Annotated in this window: 16 protein-coding genes; 8 read left to right on the forward strand and 8 right to left on the reverse strand. The window is 46.0% G+C overall.

What is annotated here, in order from left to right; translation table 11 throughout:
- Nucleotides 1-130: 130 nt before the first annotated feature.
- Complete coding sequence (locus H6F63_RS16810; RefSeq protein ID WP_190638700.1) at nucleotides 131-1,075, reverse strand: GH25 family lysozyme; 945 nt, start codon at nucleotides 1,073-1,075, stop codon at nucleotides 131-133.
- A gap of 30 nt (nucleotides 1,076-1,105) precedes the next feature.
- Nucleotides 1,106-1,846 (reverse strand): D-Ala-D-Ala carboxypeptidase family metallohydrolase, encoded by a 741-nt coding sequence (locus H6F63_RS16815; protein ID WP_190638701.1) that lies wholly within the window; start codon nucleotides 1,844-1,846, stop codon nucleotides 1,106-1,108.
- 238 nt (nucleotides 1,847-2,084) lie between these two features.
- Between H6F63_RS16815 and H6F63_RS16820 the strand changes: the two genes are divergently transcribed.
- Entirely contained in the window at nucleotides 2,085-3,530 is a 1,446-nt protein-coding gene (locus H6F63_RS16820) for an NB-ARC domain-containing protein (protein WP_190638702.1), read from the forward strand.
- Here the strand turns inward: H6F63_RS16820 and H6F63_RS16825 are convergent.
- Nucleotides 3,463-4,416, reverse strand: coding sequence for a glycosyltransferase family 2 protein (locus H6F63_RS16825; protein ID WP_190638703.1), 954 nt, complete (start codon nucleotides 4,414-4,416; stop codon nucleotides 3,463-3,465). The two genes, H6F63_RS16820 and H6F63_RS16825, sit on opposite strands and share 68 nt — an antisense overlap.
- A gap of 266 nt (nucleotides 4,417-4,682) precedes the next feature.
- On the reverse strand, nucleotides 4,683-6,005 hold the full coding sequence (locus tag H6F63_RS16830) for a pentapeptide repeat-containing protein (protein WP_190638704.1): 1,323 nt from the start codon (nucleotides 6,003-6,005) through the stop codon (nucleotides 4,683-4,685).
- Between the two features lie 244 nt (nucleotides 6,006-6,249).
- Here H6F63_RS16830 and H6F63_RS16835 point away from each other — a divergent pair, with 244 nt between their 5' ends.
- Complete coding sequence (locus H6F63_RS16835) at nucleotides 6,250-6,567, forward strand: hypothetical protein (protein WP_190638705.1); 318 nt, start codon at nucleotides 6,250-6,252, stop codon at nucleotides 6,565-6,567.
- On the opposite strand, the gene crtH is transcribed toward H6F63_RS16835, so the two are convergent.
- Nucleotides 6,537-8,060: a carotenoid isomerase gene (crtH, locus tag H6F63_RS16840; protein WP_190638706.1), complete on the reverse strand. Its 1,524-nt coding sequence runs from the start codon at nucleotides 8,058-8,060 to the stop codon at nucleotides 6,537-6,539. The two genes, H6F63_RS16835 and crtH, sit on opposite strands and share 31 nt — an antisense overlap.
- Nucleotides 8,061-8,365: 305 nt before the next feature.
- On the opposite strand from crtH, the gene upp reads away from it, so the two are divergent.
- The 3 genes from upp to H6F63_RS16855 all read left to right on the forward strand — a co-directional run bounded on the left by upp (nucleotide 8,366) and on the right by H6F63_RS16855 (nucleotide 10,041).
- Nucleotides 8,366-9,016: a uracil phosphoribosyltransferase gene (gene upp / locus H6F63_RS16845; RefSeq protein ID WP_190638707.1), complete on the forward strand. Its 651-nt coding sequence runs from the start codon at nucleotides 8,366-8,368 to the stop codon at nucleotides 9,014-9,016.
- A gap of 295 nt (nucleotides 9,017-9,311) precedes the next feature.
- Nucleotides 9,312-9,677, forward strand: coding sequence for a hypothetical protein (locus H6F63_RS16850; protein WP_190638708.1), 366 nt, complete (start codon nucleotides 9,312-9,314; stop codon nucleotides 9,675-9,677).
- 79 nt (nucleotides 9,678-9,756) lie between these two features.
- The gene (locus tag H6F63_RS16855) at nucleotides 9,757-10,041 is read left to right on the forward strand and encodes a YggT family protein (protein ID WP_190434861.1); all 285 of its coding nucleotides are present in this window, start codon (nucleotides 9,757-9,759) and stop codon (nucleotides 10,039-10,041) included.
- A 35-nt stretch (nucleotides 10,042-10,076) separates the two neighbouring features.
- Here H6F63_RS16855 and H6F63_RS16860 read toward each other — a convergent pair whose 3' ends face one another.
- Nucleotides 10,077-10,511, reverse strand: coding sequence for a hypothetical protein (locus H6F63_RS16860; RefSeq protein WP_190638709.1), 435 nt, complete (start codon nucleotides 10,509-10,511; stop codon nucleotides 10,077-10,079).
- 282 nt (nucleotides 10,512-10,793) lie between these two features.
- On the opposite strand from H6F63_RS16860, the gene H6F63_RS16865 reads away from it, so the two are divergent.
- A complete protein-coding gene (locus H6F63_RS16865) occupies nucleotides 10,794-11,414 on the forward strand; it encodes a hypothetical protein (protein WP_190638710.1) in 621 nt (206 codons plus the stop codon).
- A 30-nt stretch (nucleotides 11,415-11,444) separates the two neighbouring features.
- On the opposite strand, the gene H6F63_RS16870 is transcribed toward H6F63_RS16865, so the two are convergent.
- Nucleotides 11,445-12,299, reverse strand: a complete 855-nt coding sequence (locus H6F63_RS16870; protein WP_190638711.1) for a shikimate dehydrogenase — start codon at nucleotides 12,297-12,299, stop codon at nucleotides 11,445-11,447.
- A gap of 131 nt (nucleotides 12,300-12,430) precedes the next feature.
- Between H6F63_RS16870 and H6F63_RS16875 the strand changes: the two genes are divergently transcribed.
- Nucleotides 12,431-14,938 (forward strand): CHASE2 domain-containing protein, encoded by a 2,508-nt coding sequence (locus H6F63_RS16875; RefSeq protein ID WP_190638712.1) that lies wholly within the window; start codon nucleotides 12,431-12,433, stop codon nucleotides 14,936-14,938.
- A 38-nt stretch (nucleotides 14,939-14,976) separates the two neighbouring features.
- On the opposite strand, the gene H6F63_RS31035 is transcribed toward H6F63_RS16875, so the two are convergent.
- Nucleotides 14,977-17,028 (reverse strand): tetratricopeptide repeat protein, encoded by a 2,052-nt coding sequence (locus H6F63_RS31035; protein ID WP_190638729.1) that lies wholly within the window; start codon nucleotides 17,026-17,028, stop codon nucleotides 14,977-14,979.
- An 854-nt stretch (nucleotides 17,029-17,882) separates the two neighbouring features.
- Between H6F63_RS31035 and H6F63_RS16885 the strand changes: the two genes are divergently transcribed.
- Nucleotides 17,883-20,579 (forward strand): DEAD/DEAH box helicase, encoded by a 2,697-nt coding sequence (locus tag H6F63_RS16885; RefSeq protein ID WP_190638713.1) that lies wholly within the window; start codon nucleotides 17,883-17,885, stop codon nucleotides 20,577-20,579.
- The last annotated feature ends 210 nt before the right edge of the window (nucleotides 20,580-20,789 follow it).

Here is a 20,789-nt window from a genome sequence, read left to right on the forward strand (position 1 = left end):
CTCCTGTCGTTTGGTGACGAGATGAATAGGTGACGTGGTGCGATCGCTCGGCAAATTAGGTGGAAAATGCCCACTCTAGAACTCATCCAGATATTTCTTCACCCATCTCACAACCAAAAGCTGTAGATACCTAAGCGATTATTGTTGAAGGCGCGAGTGCTATCAGTTCACTGAACGAACCATTGAATCGATTGCCATCTTCGTTAGGCGTTGGAATACCTGGCACTTCAGTAGTATCGGTATATTGCCAGAAAGTCCAAGTTGACCACTCGTTTGGAATCAATGGTTTTTGTCTGTTTGTGTAGTGAGCCACCCATAGTGGATAGCTAGAGAAGTCCTTAACACCAGACATAAACCCATCCCAGAAACCAAAACTGGTGTAGATAATTGGCTTTCGCTTAATCTCAGTTTCAACCACTTCAATCCATGTACGAACTCGCTTAACTCGCTCACTTTTCTTCAGAGCGTCCCATTCACGTCGCACAGAGTCGGGGAAATGCTCTAAATCTAGAGCAGGAGGCAAATCCTCTGGCTGAATTGGCTCAACACTGGCAATGTAATCAAGAAAGTTACGGGCTTGCTCTTTAGGATCTACAGAAGGTCTGAAGAAGTGATAAGCACCGCGAATAATGCCTGCTCCCTGCATCTGCCGCCAATTTCTGGGGAAGGTAGTAGCTCTCCATGTTTTCCCCTCAGTTGCTTTGGCAAAAGCAAAGGTGAACCCTGCACTCCTGACTTTCTGCCAATTTACCTGGTCATCATAGTCAGAAACATCAATTCCAGGCTCGAAGCCAGAAGCATTAGTATTAGACAAAATAATTGCGATTTCGGTGCTAGAGACTCGGTTACTATTGCTGTCAAGTCCAACGACTTTGATCTTCCGCATTCCGACCCTCTTAAACTCAGGATAGGTTAGAACCCAATCCCCTGACTCAACATTATCGCCACCGAGGTAATACTGTTCTGCAAAAAGTTCTACTCTGACGACTTCGCCTTCTGCCCTTCCTTTGAAAGTTACAGGCTCTCCCAAACGAAATCCTGAGTTATTGGTAGGGGTTGTGATAGTGACAGACATTGTTGCTCTCCTTTTATTCAGGTTGAAAATTCATGGAAGTTGTATCGAAGTATAGACAGTTCCTCTACTACTAGAAGTAGCTTGGAGAATCTCTTTTCGATTTCTCGGAGCAGCACTAACATGAATCCAATTAGGATTTTCTGAAGTACCAAATTCCAGAATAATTTGGTCAAATTCACAATTTTTTGCTATCCATTCAGCAAATGCTCTAGTTCCTACATCGACTGGAATTATATCCGCAGCATATCCTTGTCTGTGGTCACTATTAGAAACTCCTCCTATAAATCTATTGAGGTCTTCTGAACGAAACCCAGAGCTAATTTTCAGCGCTCCTAATGCATCACGTGCAGGTTGAAGAATTTGTTTACAAAGCTTCCGAAGATGCTCAATTTCTCTAGGAGTTGGTGTGTTATCTATATTGTTACGATCTGCTGTGTCAGATTTGACAAATTCCCAAACTTTAAAATCCTCTGTTAGCTGCACTGTCAGATCAATTGGAGCTTTTTTGAGAAAAACCCAAATCTCATCACTAGCAATTAACTGATTATCAGAGTCAAATCCTTTAGCAACAATCTCACGATGACCCGAAGTATTAAAAGGATAGGAAAGAGACCAATTACCGCTGTCTGTTTGGGTTCGACCAAGTAACCATCGATCATCAGCATAAATTTCTACTTTATTAATGTTGTTGTCGGCTGTCCCCTTGAAAGTTATCTCCTTTTGAGCTGATAATTCAGCTTCATTTTGAGGCTCAGTAATTTTAAGCGGCATTTTTGATGTTTCCTCCAGGAGTTGGAATTAGCCTATTCATGCTGACTAATGGAACCGTAGTTACAAGACTAATAAATTATCTTTCCGGTTTAGATAACAAATAACTCATCCCCAATCGCACTGTCAGTAAGAAAAAGTGAGGTATTTTTTGTGAAGTTACGTAAATTTACAGGTAAATTCTCTGAAAGACGGGAAGAAAGCCAGTAGAAATTGGTACAACCTATCAAAATGGCTGGCAATGAAGGAACAAGAGGCGCTTACCTTAGTCGATAAGCTTTTACAAGCTGCAAACCAAGGGCAAAAACTCAATGATGTTCAATCTGTTGTACTTCTGGAAACTTGGGCGGGACGATCATACACAGAGATTGCCAAGCAGTTAGGTTATCAACACGACTACGTTAAACAAGTCGGTTCGCAGTTGTGGCGAAGTCTCTCTCAACTCTTTGGCGAACCAGTCTCGAAGCGGAATATTCAATCGGTTTTGCGTCGCTACCAACAATCGCAACAAGGTAAGCAAGATTGGGGAGAAGCGATCGACGTTTCCCGATTTTACGATCGCAAAGAAGAACGGCGATCGCTAGAAAGTTGGATTCTTGAAGATCGCTGCCGCTTGATCGGGATTTTTGGACTCGGCGGGATGGGGAAAACTGCCCTCTCTGTGAAAATAGCTCAACAGGTGCGATCGCGAAGCGTCTGTGAAGCAGAATCGCAATTTGAATTCCTGATTTGGCGGAGTTTGCAGCAAGCACCGCCCCTAAATGCTTTAATCCGGGAGATTTTGCCTATTTTAACCGGAGAAACCGAAACCAGAGACGCTTCAATTAACAGCTTCATGGCACAGTTGCGCGTCAAACGCTGTTTATTAGTCCTTGATAACGTAGAGTCAATTTTGCAAGGCAAAGAGCGCAGCGGACAGTATCAATCCGGTTATGAAGATTATCGCTGCTTATTCGAGCGAATTGCCGACGAACCTCACCAAAGTTGTCTTGTTATCACCGGACGAGAAAAACCCGGCGGTTTTACCGTGCGGGAGGGGAAAAACTTGCCAGTGCGATCGCTTCCACTCAAAGGACTTGAGGGGGCAGATGGGGAGCAAATCCTCATCGACAAAGGCGTAGACGCAGCTAGCTCGCAACGACGAGCAATTGTCAATTACTTCGGAGGCAACCCGCTTGCCCTTAAGATTGCTGCAACTACGATTCAAACCTTATTTGGCGGTAATATTCAAGCCTTTTTAGCACAAGGCACTACGGTTTTTAGCGATTTGTGGGACTTACTCGAACAACAGTTCGAGCGTTTATCTCCTCTGCAACAACAGATAATGTACTGGCTAGCGATTAACCGAGAAGGGGGAACGCCAGCAAAGTTACAGGAAGAAATCTTGCTCAAAGTGTCTGGGCCAGAGTTATTCGAGGCATTGGAGTCACTTCATACGCGATCGCTTATTGAAACCGCAGACACAGGTTTAACGCTACAACCCGTGATTATGGAGTATGTCACCCAACGCTTCATTAACATCATTGAGCAAGAGATTACTTGTGAGATGCCAGCGGTTCAGCTCCCCAACTTCTTTCAGAAGTCGGGGAGCTTTTTTGCCTTAAAAAACCTTTCATTTTCTACTTCCGACTCGCTACATTATGAAAACCACCTACTTCAGAAAGAGTGTAAAGCGGTCTGCCTTTAACTTCTTCGTAAATTCGTCCAATATATTCCCCTAAAATGCCGATACTTACCAGTTGTACAGCACCTAAAAAGAAAATAGCAACCAGAATAATTGTGAACCCAGTTAAAGGCGATTGGGGGACGAAAATCCGCCAATAAATAACTAGCAAACCCATGAAAATTGCAGCAACAGCGGCAAGTAAACCTACATAGGTGGAAATTCGCAACGGTACTTTAGAAAAGGATACTAAACCATTTATTGCCAAAGACAAAGATTTGCTGAAGGTATACTTTACTTCACCAGCAAAACGAGGATGACGCTCAAAGTATACAGCTGTTTGTTGGAAGCCAATCCAAGAGCGCATTCCTCGAATGTAGCGATCGCGTTCTGGCATAGAATTAAGTACATCCACTACTTGCCTATCCATCAAACAAAAATCCCCCGTGTCCGTGGGAATGTCTACATCAGCTAACTGCTTGAGAAGGCGATAAAAGATGTAAGCTGTAAAGCGTTTAAACCAGCTTTCTTTCTGGCGTTGGGTACGCTTAGCATAAACCACATGATAGCCTTGTCGCCACTTTTCCACCATGTCAGGAATTAACTCTGGCGGATCTTGTAAGTCAGCATCAAGGATAACTATTACTTCACCCCGGACATAATTTAAACCAGCTGTTACGGCGATTTGGTGTCCAAAGTTACGCGCCAAGCTGAGATAGCAAACTCGCGGATCTCTTTCATGCAAATCTCGCAGCAGCTGTAAAGACCGATCTTTACTACCATCGTTGACTAGAATTAGCTCCGCCTGGTCATCCAACCGCTCCATTAATTCACTTATTCGTCGATACAGTTCCGGCAGAGTTTTCTCTTCGTTGTACACCGGAATTACCAAAGAATACTTTGGTTTCATTGATTATTAGGCATCTCGCCTTTTGACAGAAACAACTCTTAAAATTTTCTCAGAAAAAAAAACTTTTTTCTGGTATTATAGGTTTCATTAATTAAAAATAATATGGTTTTTTTAATAATCGAAATATTAGCTATAGAGATTAACCCAGAGATTCCCATTATTAAAGTATACGTCAATAGGTAGAAAAAGTATAGTAAAAGTTGCTACAAAAAAACATTTTTTTAACCTTCAAATGAAAAGAAAAAGAGAAGATTTTTTTTCCATTTTTAGATACTAGCCTGTAATTTATTGGGAATACCTTCACAACCGCCCGGAATTGTGGATCTAGTTTCCTCGCCTCCCCAAGCACAACAGTATTGACGCTGTTCTTCCGAGAGTTGCTGTACACCTGTGAAATCAGCATTTTCTACGACAGCGCCAGTAAAAATGCCAGTTCTGTAATTAGGGTAGGGGGGTTGAGTGTGACTGCGCGGGGTGGCGGTCTCCACTGATCCGTAAAACAAGCGGGTAGCTTTAAAGTCAGCACCAGCAAGATTAGCTCCGTACAAAATAGCACGAGACAGGTTAGCTTTGACTAAATCGCAGTTGCTTAAATTGGCACCGATGAGATTAGCTTCGCTTAAGTCGGTGCGCCGCAGATCGGTATTAGACAAATCTGCCTTAGCCAGCATCACGCCCAAATCAATGACGCGCACACCGTTGACGCGATCTTCAGCATAACCGCCAGCACCGTCAAAAATGGCTCTCCCTAAACGGCGATCGCGTTCTAGGGGAGTAAGCAATTTCGAGGTTGACAAGAAACGGAGAATTTTCGATTTCCCACTAGAGTCTACACTGCTAAGAATAGCGGCGGTGCGTCCTTCAGCGAGTAACCGCTCTTGAGGCCAATCTTCTAGAAGCCCTTCTTCATCTAATACTAAGTCAGAGATCCCCTGAAAATAAGTATCAATCGTTTGCTGCTGGGTAATAATATTTTGCTGAGCAGTGAGTTCGTTTTGCTTAATCGTCAAATCTCTGGAAATAATATATTGTCGCCAAGCTACATATACAGCTAAAACGGCAATGAAAATTTGCCCGACAGCACCAGTCCATTCTGCCAGAGATCCAATTTCGTCCCATTTTTGCTGGTTCGCCCATTCATTAATGCGTTGGTTGATACCACTAAACTTGAGTAAAGCGAAAATCGATACTATTGCTCCCACAACAGCTACTATGATTGAGCGCTGTTTTGCTGGCACCAACTCATCCAGCAGTGGTTGGGAACCAATCCACAGTACGCGCAGGGAAATCAACCCGCCGACAAGCGCCCCCGATATCCCAATCCAGAAATTATTGATAGATAACCCAACGACGACCAGAGCGATCGCCATCAAGATAATTGGCGATACTAGGGGAATAGAGGGAGTTTGTTTGTTGAGTAGAAGACTCCGCGGCATTTTAGCCAATTGTTGCTCATATTGAGTTTGCGCCTCAGCGGAGGGCGATCGCATCTGAGGAAGTTGGTTGTTTTCAGGGGAAATTTTCCCATTCGGACTATCAGGGACGTTTGTCGGTAAGTTTGACTGGCGAGGATCTGGCGGTGTCGTCATGTGTCGATTTAATTAGCCTAAGATAACCCATGCTTTATTTTTGTGCTTCGTAGCTGGGTTAGTAGCATTTCCATTTGCCTTAGTTTGGATTGTATCACTGACGCTGTGGCGATTGGTACGCGCTCAACTGAGGCTGAAGATAAATTGTGAACGATATTCGCTCACAAAAGCTACAGGCTGCGGTGATTTTAAAAGCGCGATCGCTATTATAAAACAACCAACTTAACAGAAAATAGGAGCATATATGAATACACAATTCGTTGACTCCCTAGTTCAAGTTATTTTAGCTTTGTCACCCGATGAGCGATCGCTACTAGAAGAAAAATTATTTGGGAATATACCCTACGCTTCAGCCCTTGAATTAGCGCACCTTGTTAATCCCTTTACAGACTTCGGTACACTGTGCAATTTGCAGCCAGAAATCACAAGAACGTTTTGGAGTAGTTTAAAAAAAGATGTACTAATCGCGTCCCTATTTTCCTCTGCGCCCTCTGCGCCTCAGCGGTTGAATAAAAGATGCGATCGCGCTACCTACAACCCTAAATCCACCGCCACACGATGAGCGCAAGCAAACCCCGAAAACGCCACCGCATTTAAACCCTGTCCCGGAAACGTACTATCTCCCACACAATAAAGTCCTGGAATAGTAGTTCTATTAAACGGCATTCCCAACAATCCTAATAACTTCCGGCCCGGAATCGGCCCATAAGTGCCATCTTCACGATTTAAAAAGCGTCGATGAGTGCGAGGAGTCCCAACTTCCAGATAATCTAAACTTGCATCTAAGCCTGGGAAAATCTTCTCCAAACGCTCAATAACTCGGCCGGCTGCGGCTTCCTTCTTCTCTTCGTACTCACTAGAAGAAAGTTCCTGCCAATTTTCAATCCAATCCGGCGTAAATGCGTGCAGAATGTGATAACCTTCTGGTGCTAAATCCGGGTCAAGCAATGTAGGAATTGACAAAAAGATAGTGCCTTGTGTCGCTTCCATATTTTCCCAATCTTCCAACAAAATGTGGTGACATTCTGTTCCCACTGGCAAAACATCTGCTTTAACTCCCATGTGCAAACTCAAGAAACTGGGAGATTTTTGATAACGTTTTTGCCACTTCTTCTCAGATGTTGGCATCTCCTCTGGTGGTAATAACTTCTCAAAAGTATCCCAGCGTGTCGCATTAGAAACGATGCGCTTAGCGCGATATACTTTTCCATCAGCCAACTCAACGCCAACGGCGCGATTATTTTCTGTGATAATTTTCGTTACTCTGGCTTTATACTGAATTTCCCCGCCAACTTTTTCCAGTCCTTCCACCAATTTTTGGGCAATTTGTCCCACGCCGCCTTTAGGATAGTTGATACCGCCATAGTGCCGATCTGAGAATACCATCCCGGCGTTAATCATCGGAGTGCGATCGCTTGGCACAACTGACCAGATGTAACAGTCCATGTCGATAAATTGCAGCAGTTGCGGGTCGCTAATGTATTTCCTGGCAATATCACCAACATTTTGCGGCAAGTATTTCACCAAACCCAGACACGCCAATGGATGCCGGAAAAACACCCGCGCCAGATACCGGGGTTCTTCCAGCGATAGCAATTCCATCGCATTTAGACAATTAAAAACCTTCCAACATTCATCGTAAAACTTGCGAATACCCTCACGCTCATGCGGAAAGTTGGCAGTTAGTTCTTGCAAAAATTTTTCATAATCGCGATGAATTTTCAGCTCTAAGCCGTTAGGCAAATGATAGTGAATCTGTACGCTATCGGGAATAGTTTCTAGGCTAACGTTTACAGCTTCCAGGGCGCGGGTGAGCAAGTTGGTAGTACCTTGAGTACCAAAACCAAAAATCATCGATGCTCCCACGTCAAAGCGATACCCTTCCCGTTCAAAGTATCCGGCACTACCTCCGGGAATTAAGTAGCTCTCCAGTACCAGCACTTTAGCGCCTTTCGCTGCTAGCTGGGTTGCACTCACCAGCCCTCCAATTCCAGAACCGATAACAATAACATCAAACGTCGATGCAGCGGAGGTAGGGATAGAAGTTGCAGGCATGGAAAAGAAAGGAAATTACTTAACGTTTCTGAGTTTAACGTCTTATATTACATCTCGCCTCAAAAAAAAATGGGACTAGCTTGCTACTGCACACCCAGCCCCACCTGCCGATCCTTAATGAGAGGAGAACACTAAAAATAAATATAGCCTTGTTGATAATAGATGTCAATACTGTTGAAAATTATTTTCAACAGTATTGATTTCTCCTTGGACGGGATGCCAAACAGAGGCGACGAGAAGAATCGCTCTTAGCGTATGATAGGTCAGGTCTTTGAGCTGGCATCCCTCAGTCAAGATAAGCAACTATGACTCTTCAACTGCGTGTCTACGTTCCTCCCCATCCCCTTATTAAGCACTGGCTGGCTGTAGCTCGCGATGCAGCAACGCCGTCGGTGTTGTTCAAGAGCGCGATGAAAGAACTGGGGCGCTGGCTGACTTATGAGGCAATTCGGGACTGGCTACCGACGATAGAAACGACGGTGCAAACACCGTTAGCTGAATGTCCTGCCACTTTTATCAATCCAGAAGTGCCGCTGGTTGTAGTGCCGATTCTCCGAGCAGGATTAGGATTATTAGAGGGGGCGCAGACTTTGCTGCCTTTGGCTTCGACTTATCATATCGGTTTGGTACGGAATGAGGAAACGCTGGAAGCCAGCTGTTATCTCAACAAAATGCCGGAGCAATTTAATCCCCAAACGCGAGTTTTAATTACTGACCCGATGCTGGCGACGGGTGGGACAATTATGATCGCGATGGCAGAGTTGACTAAACGAGGCATCGACCCAGCTTTGACGCGGATTATTTCTGTGGTAGCAGCGCCACCAGCGTTGCAGAAGCTTTCCTCAGCTTATCCGGGTTTGATTGTCTATACGGCAATGATTGATGAGGGTTTGAACTCTCAGGGGTATATTGTACCGGGATTAGGAGATGCAGGCGATCGCACGTTTGGCACATAAGGGTTGGGGATTGGGAATTGGGGATTGGGGATTGGGGATTGGGAATTGGGAATTGGGGATTGGGAATTGGGAAAAAGTCTTACCTAGTTCCCAGTCCCTCGTCCCTAGTCCCTAGTTCCCAGTCCCTAGTCCCTAGTTCCCAGCCCCCAGTCCCTAGTCCCTAGTTCCCAGCCCCCAGTCCCTAGTCCCCACTCCCCAATCCCCACTCTCCTCTACTCCCCTAGTCGGTAGGCAGGGGGGTCAGCTAAAAGTTACCCTGAAAACAGTTGAAAAAAGATCGTGACGGTAGTTAAAGATGAGTCAGCGCGATGGTTTTGGAAGCGGATTTCTGGCTGGGACTATAGTTGGCGGTCTAGTCGGTGGGATTGTCGGGGCGCTGATTGCTTCTGGACGCACGTCGGAAGCTGATGCCAAAGATGCGTCTCTGCTGAATTCGGGAGCGTCAGAAGCTAAAGCTGGCAAAGGTAGAAAGCGTCAACTCAAAGACTCAGATAGTATTGAATTTGCACGGCGGAGCTTAGAGGATAAAATTGCCCAACTAAATGCGGCGATTGATGATGTCCGGACTCAGCTTGGCAATGTAAATGGAAACGCTGTGGAAATAGAGCGGGAGCGATTCTCTGCCTCTGACGCACTCTCGTCCCTACCCAAAGATCCCTAAACTCAAAGTAGAGCAAATCCGTTAAACTAACTTCAAGTTTCAAGCGTTCACCGATTATCAAAAGGAAGCTTCAACACCAATGAATTCTTCAGCAGATTTACTAATCAACACTATCTCCACCTTTCTGAACATCTATGTTTTTCTGTTGATTGTGCGGATTCTCTTAACTTGGTTCCCCACAATCAACTGGATGAACCAATTGGCTTCTACCTTGAGTCCGATTACAGACCCCTATCTAAACATCTTCCGTTCTATCGTTCCGGCGATGGGTGGTCTAGATATCTCGCCAATTTTAGCGATTTTGCTGCTGCAAATTTTGGCACAGTTGTTTGGCAGCATTCAAATGAGTCCCGCTGGTTTCTAAGATTTTAGATTCAGTCCAAAATCTAAAATTGGGTGTTAGCGGCGAACTGTGCCTGTAAACCCAGCGGCTTTGAACTGCTTGAGCTGCAAGGGAGTCGGCTGATTTGCCGGAACTGAAATTCTCAGTTCAAAATCACTGACTCCAGGCGGCACTTCTTCGATTGAACCCAGGCGCGTCCGGTTTTGCATCACCGAGTCCCCATTGGCATCGTAGATGCGACCAAAGATATCGGCGTTGAGAACTGGCTTATTAGAGCTATTTTGGGCTTTTCCGGTGACTATAAAGCAATTAGCTGCACGACTCGCTCCGGTACTCGTAACCGCCCCTTTGCCTATATCAGCTGGGCAGTCATGGTAGGTAACTTCAGAAAGTTTAATCTGTGTCAGTGCCAGTGCAGGGGGACTAAACAGCAAGCTGAATATCCCAATGAGGCATGACATCACAAGAATAGAGACGGCTCGAAATCGCATAAACCCCACCATGACTTAGGTTTTTCGGTGACATCAATCCTCAGCTTACCGCGAATCTAGGTCAAAGAAGGGACTCTTGGCTGGAGAGAGAGGGAATTATTAATTAGCAATCCTTCAATTAGCACTTGTCTCTTTTTGGCCAAATAAACTCTTACGGTGCCTTGATTCTGCGATAATAGGGGATAAACTCTAAATGAGCGTTCCGATACAGGGCATTGCCACTCAAAATTTGTAGGATAACTCTAGGGAGTGGTAAGAGTCCACTCTGTAGAAAATATTGACATGAATCCATCTGAGATTGATGCAGCTCTGCAAGCAGCATTTAGCCAGTGTGAAAAAATGTTGTGTCCTCTGAGTGAGAAGCAAAAACAAATTTTGCTGCAAGTCGTTGTTGAGGAACTGATAGGTGTTGCGTTGGGTGTTCCTGAGCCTGAGAATGGGGATGGCGATCGCACTAATCCTCTTGCAGAACTAACATCAGAGCAACGCAGGGCTTTGCTGCAATTTGTCAAGGAGCAAGAGAGAGAAAATCGCCCTTGGAAAATCAAATTGCTAAATGACTGGCTGAATAATCAAGACTCTGGAGAAATGCAATTTATTCGCGATCGCTATGGTTTTCAATGGCTAAATCGCATCCAGCCAGTTGACTTAGCCGAGTATTATCAGTTAAAGCTAAAAGTAGGCGATCGCATTGAAGTCTCGAATGGTCTTTGGGAATGGGTGCAAGAAAATGGCCCCTGTAGCCGCGAATGGTTTCCCTGTACGGTGGTGGGAGTTTCTGAGGCAGCAGAGGGCGAGAGAACCTATACTAACTGCATCATCCGCTTTGATAATGGGACTGAGTACGAGATTCAAGGCATTTACGACTGGAACAGCTTTAACTGGCGATGGGCAAATAATTGAAGGCTCTTAGGCAAAAAAAAGAGCTTTTCGTTATTGTATTGCTTGGCGCATTACGTCTACTGGCGGCTCTTTATCTAACCAGAATTTTAGAGCGATCGCGCCTTGTTGGACGAGCATTTCTAAGCCGTCGATGGTGATCGCACCTTGTGTTTTTGCTTGTTGTAGAAATTTGGTGGGGCGGGGCGTGTAAATTAAGTCATAGGCGATCGCGTCTTTCTTCAATCGCGCCATTACACCTGTATCGACGGGAGACTCATCAACTTTGGGAGACATCCCCACTGGTGTTGTATTAACTAGCAAATCTGCTTGAGAAATTAGATTGGGCAGTTCTTCCCAAAGATGGATGCGTAAATTATTAATTGCCAAAGGTGAATCGCTCCAACTCTGTTGAAAAGCGTTTAAATTCTCTGAGTTACGCCCGACAACATGAATAGAACCACAGCCGAGTTTAGCGCAACCTGCAACCACTGCTCGCGCTGCGCCGCCATTGCCTAGAATTACTGCTTCAGTTTGACTCCAATCGCGGTTATAAGCGAAAAGAGGCGCGATAAAGCCTTCGACATCAGTGTTGGTGCCAATCCAACCCTGATCAGTGTTTTTGACGGTGTTAACGGCTCCGACAGCTTGGGCAATATCAGATACTTCTGATAGCAAGGGAATAATTGCCTGTTTGTGAGGGATAGTGATGCTGAAACCAACAACACCAATAGCCCGAAAACCAGCGATCGCATCCTCTAAATCTTTCGGTTGCACCGGGAAAGGCAGATAGATGTAATCTAATCCTAGAGAAGCGATCGCTGCATTGTGCATCTTGGGAGACTGGGAATGCTCGACGGGATGACCAATCACCCCTAAAAGTTTAGTTGTACCTTTAATCAGCTGCATTAAGTAAAAATCGGTTAGAATTATCACTCCTTTAACAATACGTCATTGGGAATTGGCGATTCTTAAGTTCCTAATGACCGATGACTGCGGAAGTTGTATGTCAAAATCAGGATAACGAATACTAGGCCACCATGCTGGGAAGACTACTAGGGGGGCGCTATAAACTAATCGAAGAATTGGGAGCGGGAGGATTCGGCCAAACTTACATTGCCGAAGACACACAGCGACCCGGAAAGCCTAAGTGTGTTGTTAAGCATCTCAAACCAGCTCGTCAAGATCCCGCTTTTTTAGCGATCGCTCGGCGTATGTTCAACACCGAGGCAAAAACTCTCGAAAAGCTGGGACACCATACCCAAATTCCCCATCTGCTGGCATATTTTGAAGAAAATAAACAATTTTACTTAGTTCAGGAATTCATTGAAGGACATCCGCTCTCCGATGAATTGTGTCACAAACAACTGAGCGAAGCTGAGGTAATTGACCTCTTGCAGGATCTGCTGGGCATTCTGGAGTTTGTTCACTCTTATCACGTCATCCACCGCGACATCAAACCGAACAACTTGATCCGCAGGCAGCAAGATGGCAAATTAGTCTTGATAGACTTTGGTGCTGTAAAAGAAATCCATACCCAGCTGGCAACAGAGTCAGGCCAAACCAACATTACAGTAGGAATTGGCACCCAAGGTTATGTACCCAGCGAACAACTAGCGGGTAAACCAAGATACAGCAGCGACTTGTATGCCTTGGGGATAACAGCAATTCAAGCGTTGACAGGGGCTAAACCTTCTCAGTTGCCAGAAGATCCCGAAACCTGCGAAATTATTTGGCGGGATAAAGTAAAGGTTAGCGATCGCTTGGCAGAAATATTAGACAAAATGGTGCGCTACCACGTCCGGGAACGCTACCAGTCTGCCACAGGAGTAAGTCTTGAACTCCAACAACTGCAACAAGATTTATCAGCGCCGACCGATGAAAATCCCTTTGCCAAAACCAGAAAAAGGGTAGGTGCTGTTATAGCGATCGCAATTACCAGTATGGTAGCCAGTGGCTTAGTGCTGGGAGTGCGACAGACGGGAGGAGTAGAATCGCTAGAACTGGCAGCATTCGATCAAATGGTGCGGTTACGTTATTTGACGCGGACGTGGGAAGACTTAGACCGAAAGCAACCGATGGAAGGGCCAGATTCTCGCCTGCTGGTCGTTGAAATCACCGACGCAGATATTGCGGCTCAAGAAAAATATCCTTTAACTGACCGAGTTTTAAATCAGTTATTAAAGAAACTGGAAAGTTATAACCCGCGTGCCATTGGCTTAGATATTTACCGAGATTTACCTGTACCGCCTGGTTATCCAGAGTTAGAGAAGACATTGCAAACAAGCGATCGCATCATCACTGTTTGCAAAATGAGTAATCAGGATAACTCTGGAATTGCACCGCCAAAAGCAGCATCTGAAGACAGCGTTGGCTTTAACGATTTAGTCATTGACCCTGATAACAAAGTTCGTCGCAGTCTTTTGTTTGCCAACGACGACAACGGTGCTTGTAAAACAAGTTACTCGTTTGGCGCTCAACTAGCACTACACTACCTAGAAAAAGAAGGTATCCAAGCAGAAGGAACCCCCGAAGGGCATCTTAAGATAAATTCAACTATATTCAAACGCTTAAAACCCAATTTTGGCGCATATCAGAACGCTGATTCTGGAGGCTACCAGATTGTTTTGGATTATCGTTCCGCTCACAATATCGCGCCGCAGGTAACGCTTAGTGATGTCCTCACAGGCGAGATTAACCCGAATTTGGTAAAAGATCGCATCGTCATTATCGGTGTGACATCAAGCAAAAAAGATAACGCTTTTTACACCTCCTACGGTGGCGGTCGGAAGATGTTCGGGGTGCTGGTGCAAGCACAGGTGATCAGTCAAATCCTCGGTGTAGTTCTGGATAATCGACCGCTGATTTGGGACTGGTCTGAATGGGTGGAAATGCTGTGGATTTCCGGCTGGGGACTTGGGGGAGCAGTTTTGGTTTGGAAAATCCGTCGTCCTCTGGTGTTGATTGTGAGTGGAACCGCAACGCTGGGAGTTATATTTTTTACCGGGTTCTATTTATTTACTCAAGGCGGATGGGTGCCAGTCGCGGCTCCAGCTTTAGCCGTAGTTGCCAATGGCTCGGCTTTCGTGCTGCTGCGGCTGTATCGGTCAACCCGAAAGCACTTCCAAGACACAAAGAAGCGGAAACCTCCTACATCTGCGGACAACCAGCCAAAGGTAGACCCAATTTACGTAGGAGACACGCTCCCACTTCAGGAAGTTAGCTTCCTGTCAGGCGCACAAACAACCGTGGGAGGTAGTTTAGAGTCTCATCAGTGTCAGCCGTATTCGGTCAATGGCACTAAGGGGCAGCTATTGACGGTGAAAGCACAAGAAGGCAATGTGAATATTGAGGTAATTGCGCCAAATGGAGAAACAGTCGGGAAGGTGAGTGAGCGATCGCACTGGCAAGGGATACTACCCACTGATGGCGATTACAAAGTCAAAGTTTATGCGGCTGATGCCTCTGTATATGCAGTTAGTGTGGATGTTGTAGATAATACTTCAGCCGGAAGCACCGCAGCTACAATTGTTAGCATTCACACCTGATCTACCATTTCTCGTTAACGAGACTTAGATAATTTTATTTACAAGCGTCGCAACAGTTCTGGCAACAACTTACCAGGAACTTTAGAAAGGGCAAGATTTTGCCCTTGCAAACCACGTTCGCGATAAAATGCTCGAATTGTCTGCACAACTAATGAAAGAGCAGATTCATAAGAATCAGGTTGCTCGCTAAAGCCTTGCAACGCTTGTAAATGGTAGTGTAACGCTGCCTCTAAATGCTCTAGCTGAGATGTCGTTTCTAAAGAAAACTTCTTATCTGTCGCCATTTGATAATGAGCCAATCCCAGATTATTCTGAGTAGCAGATACATCAAATGTCACTGGAACTGGGGGATTATTGTTGTTAAGAAACTCGACAAGCGCGATCGCACTCTCATAAGCTGCAATACACATCTGTAAATATTGTTGCTGTCCCTCTGGGTTAACTTCTACCTGAGTTGCCAAATGCCAATAAGCCGTACCCAAATTATTCTGCGTCGCCGCACAACCTGCTGGTGCTGACTGCGGCGTGCGATAAGTCAGCGCACTTTGATAAGCCGCAATCGCAAGTTGTAAAAACTCTTCCGGTTGTTCGTACTGGGCAAGATTCCAGTATGCAGTGCCGATATTATTTTGCAGCATTGCCCAGTTAAGGGAATCTCGCTCTGGATTGTAGAATGGAAGTGCCTCGGTATAACATGCGATCGCGCATTTGAGATGCGTAACTGGTTGCTGCTGTTGCGCCAAATGCCAATAAGCCGTACCCAAATTATTCTGCGTCGCCGCATATTTCAGCGGTTCATCTTCTGCGGAACGATAACGCAAAGCTTCCCCATACGCCAAAATCGAATTCTGTAAGTTTTGGGCAGTATCTTGATGACGCGCTAAATCCCCATAGGCCGCCCCCAAGTTATTTTGAATCATGGCGTAGCTGTGGGGTGCGTCGTCAGGATTGAACTTGGTTAAGGCAGTATGATATGCGTTAATTCCTTGCTCCAGATAAGCAAGCATCTCCTGGGAATTCGCAGCATAGCGAGATAGCATCCAATGGAGATTACCCAGATCGTTGAGAATATCAGCAGCTAACGGCGAGGATTCCTCCAACCATGCCAATGCTTGATCGTAAGCCTGGATAGCCGTTATTAGATTTTCCTGGGAAGTATTCGATTGTTCAATGCGATCGCGATAATAATTTCCCAGCCTTAAGTATGCTTGTGCAAGTTCTTCCGGTGGGCGAGATTGCTGTAATTGCTCAATCTCCTGCAAAGATTGCACCGCATCGGCAGGATTAAGGATAAAAGGTGCTTTCTCTTCCCCCTCGCCGCTTATGACGGGCGTATCTGATTCCTTTTTGAAATCCTCCTTCTGGGATGGCGGATTTTCCTGATGGGCGAGGCTAAATTTATCTAATTCACTGCCCAGAATGTGCCACAGATTTTCCTGCGGTACCGCCGTCTCCTCTTGGGGGACACTTTGGCGGGGGAATTCCTGTAGAGAAGTTGCCATCAATGTTCTTAAATCTGAAGCTGGTGCGGGTTCCCCTTCAAACTCAAAAACTCCCGTGTGCCATCGCCAAAACTCAGGTGCTGACGTCTCAATAGCGCGCAACCAAGGGCGAGGCATCCACAGCAACAGGCTAGACTCTAAATTAGGCAGACTGCGCTCAATTGTCTTTAGCGAGTTTAGGAAGAATCCCTGCACCTTCGCTGATTGTTTGGTTAATAACTCAACACCTAAAATTTGAAATCCTGGCGGGTTATTGCTTGGTGGCGGGTGTTGCCCTAACCAGCGATTAATTTGCGCCACAGGATGCGGTTGGCTCAAATTCAAGTTTAAGCTTACCAGTCGCGGATATTCTCTGGAAGCCGGAGGACGGAAGACGGAATTAATTCCACCTGCTTTACCTCTGCTGTCTTCCGAAATTGCCAACTCTGCGTGTAACCGCGCCGCTAGACGATTTCTCAGGCTAATATCATCGCATACCGCTATAAAGATTTGGCGGCGCAAACCCAGACTCAGCGCCTGTTTCAATCGCTGGTAGATTTGCCGATTCACCAAAGAAATTTTCCGGTGAGCGGTATCCGTCACCGTCATGCTGGCAGGGGAGTGTCCGTTAACTTGTGCCACAGACGCTATTGAGGGGCTAGGGAATAGGAACTGGGGGGCTGGGGACTAGGGGCTAAAAAGGGAAAAGTCAAGAATTCTTTTTTTGCCTTTTTCCTTTTATATGATTGCCTTCCTATGGTGGATATACAGCTCTTCTAATTACTGTTGTCTAGCTCAGGATTAAACGAAACTATCGTCTATCAGCCAAAAGGATGAATTCATATTTCACAATTTTCGCTAAGGGCTACAGAAACTAACAGGAGCCGGGTCTGTTTGGGCTATCGGTAGTCAATCCAACTAAACCTGTCAAATTGGTCTTGGGTTTCGCTTCTGCACAAGCTTTACCTACAAGGTTGCTGGATATATTTATAAGTATCTTGGCACCAAACAGCGGCAAGAGGAAATCGCTAAAAGTGATACTTTAACGATGATTTAGGAAATTTTCAGGAGTTGTTTAAAGTGTTTGGATTAGCCGCATAAGCAACACTAACAGCTAAACTAATGTAGGTTTTTTAAATTTAATTTTGCTAAAAATTAAATTATACTATTTATAATAGCGTTAATTAGTTGATTATTTTACAATTAGATTTTGGTAAAGCAGTTTTGACAGGCTCACAGCGCGAGAGGGGATGAAGGCAGTGGCGAAAAGCCGCGTCTATAATTCGCGATCGCGATCGCACCTGGAAAACAGCCTCTTTTAGTCAGGAGTTGGATAAGGGGTAGCACTTTAAGGAATCTCCGATTCTAAAAAAGCGCTTTAAAATTGGACATAGAGCGGATACACCGTTAATTATAGAGTTAAATCCCTGAAAGCAAGTAGATTAGAATTATTTGGCAGCACCGTGCCTACAACAATACCAGAGCTTGATCTAAAGAACCTGTTTCCGTTTGAACTAGACGAATTCCAGTCGGAAGCGATCGCGGCGTTAAATGACGATTGTTCCGTAGTCGTGTGCGCCCCAACAGGTGCGGGAAAAACGCTGATTGGGGAATACGCCATACACCGCGCCCTGCATCGCGGCGGGCGAGTATTTTACACCACGCCCTTAAAAGCACTATCCAATCAGAAATTACGAGACTTCCGCGAAGTCTTCGGCGCGGACAGGGTAGGTTTATTGACTGGCGATGTCTCCATCAACCGGGATGCCCCAATCCTAGTGATGACGACAGAAATCTTCCGCAATATGCTTTACGGCACCCGCATCGGCGAAGTCGGCACCTCCCTAGCTGGAGTCGAAGCCGTAGTGCTGGATGAGTGCCACTACATGAACGACCGCCAACGCGGTACGGTTTGGGAAGAATCAATTATCTACTGCCCCCACGAAGTCCAGCTAGTAGCCCTTTCCGCCACCGTCGCCAACAGCGACCAACTCACTGACTGGCTGAATCGCGTTCATGGCCCAACAAAGCTCATATATTCCGAGTTTCGCCCAGTTCCCTTGCAGTTTCACTTCTGCAATCCCAAAGGACTGTTTCCCCTACTGGACGACTCGCGAAAGAGAATTAATCCCCGCCTCAAACCCAAAAGACAACAAAAAGAAAAAGGCAAAAGGCAAGAAAGCCCCAGCTTAGTTTACGTCCTGGGTCATCTGTGGCAAAGGGATATGCTCCCGGCGATATACTTCATTTTTAGCCGTCGGGGTTGCGACAAAGCAGTAGAAGAGTTGGCTGATATAACCCTAGTCAACGAACAAGAAGCGAAAATTTTAAAACAGAAAGTAGAGGAATTTTTAGCGCGAAATCCCGAAGCAGCGCGCAGTGGCGGGGTGGAACCGTTGCTCCGGGGTATTTCCTCCCACCACGCCGGAATTTTACCAGCCTGGAAAGGTTTGGTAGAGGAACTGTTTCAAGAAGGCTTGGTAAAAGTGGTATTTGCCACAGAAACCCTGGCAGCTGGGATTAATATGCCTGCCAGAACCACAGTGATTTCCAGCCTTTCCAAGCGCACAGACCGGGGACACAGACTGCTAACAGCTTCCGAATTTTTGCAAATGTCGGGACGGGCAGGACGACGAGGGATGGACACTACAGGTCATGTAGTGACGTTACAGACACCATTTGAAGGTTCCAAGGAAGCGGCTTATTTAGCAACCTCTGGCGCTGATCCTTTAGTGAGCCAGTTTACTCCCAGCTACGGCATGGTTTTAAACTTGCTGCAAACCCATAGCATAGAAGAAGCTAGAGAGTTAGTCGAACGAAGCTTTGGGCAGTATTTGGCGACATTGGATCTTAAACCCCAAGAACAAGCGATCGCAGATTTGTCAGCAGAACTGGCGCAAATTGAAAGCATACTTCAGACAGTAGACGGCAAACTGATCCAAAACTATGAAAAACTGGTTGCCCGACTCAAAGAAGAACGCCGCTTACTGAAAACCTTAGAACATCAAGCCGAAGAGATGCGATCGCGCGAAATTGCGATCGCCCTCACTACAGCCTCACCCGGAACCCTCCTCAACCTAAAAGGCAAACACGTCCCCGTCTCATCTCCCATCCCAGCAATATTAGTCGCCCGTATACCCGGTTCCGGCCAATTGCCCTACCTGGGTTGCTTAGGCGCAGATAACCGTTGGTACGTAGTCACCACCGCCGACGTAGTAGGTTGCCAAGAATGGTCTCGCTTATCCGAAGTCGAATCCCTACAGCCACCCCCGGAGATATTCAAAGCCAAGCCTGGACAATCCAAAAGCAGCACAGAAGCCACCGCTGAAATTGCCCGTCAGATTGGATGGACATCCAGCCGCGTTCATGGTTCATCCCAACTAGGCAACGAACCATCAACCATCAACGATGAATATCCAGAAGTCATAGCCCAACAGCAGCGACTCGCCGCAGTAGAAGCACAACTGAAAAATCACCCTGCCCTACAGTGGGGCAACCCTGCCCTCCTGATCAAACGAGCTTCGCGGCGGCAGATGTTGCAAGACCAAATCGCCCAACTGCAAGCCCTGCTTCAAGAACACTTAGCACGCCACTGGGAAGAATTTCTCGACCTGATGGAAGTTTTGCGGCATATGGGCGGACTTGATAACGTAACACCGACACCTTTGGGAGAAGCCGCCGCCGCCATTCGCAGCGATAACGAGTTGTGGGTTGCTTTGGCGCTGATGTCGGGAGAAATGGACGAATTAGACCCCCAACACCTAGCCGCCGCCTGTGCCGCCTTTGTCACCGAAGCACTGCGCCCCGACAGCTGGACAAGATACGACACACCGTCAGAGGTGGAACAATCTTTAGGCAGGTTGCGGACTTTGCGCCGTCAGTTGTTCCAGCTACAGCGTCGCTATCGAGTTGCACTGCCAGTTTGGATGGAGTATGACTTAACTGGTTTGGTGGAAAGTTGGGCATTAGGCGAGCAATGGCCGCAGCTATGCGCTAACACCAGCTTAGATGAAGGGGATATAGTCCGGGTGCTGCGTCGAACTGTGGATTTATTATCTCAGATTCCCCATATCCCCCATGTGTCAGATTCCTTGCAGCGCAATGCTTATCGGGCGATTCATTTAATTGATCGCTTTCCGGTTAATGAGAGTGTTGCTTAGAATTAGCAATGACTAATGGCTAATGGTGCAACTATTAGCCATTAACTAATGACACGGGCTTATGTCGCCTGGGCTACAGACTAAGATTTGCAGGAGCAGCTTGTGTTGAGGAGTGGTTTTCGTTTTTCCGAAAAATGCAAAAGGCAATCCCCCTTAAAAAAGGGAGCAGCAAAAGAAAGAATAATCTTTTCTTCTTTGTTTACTTATTTT

The organism is Trichocoleus sp. FACHB-40 (assembly GCF_014695915.1).
Classification (GTDB): domain Bacteria; phylum Cyanobacteriota; class Cyanobacteriia; order Cyanobacteriales; family FACHB-T130; genus Funiculus; species Funiculus sociatus.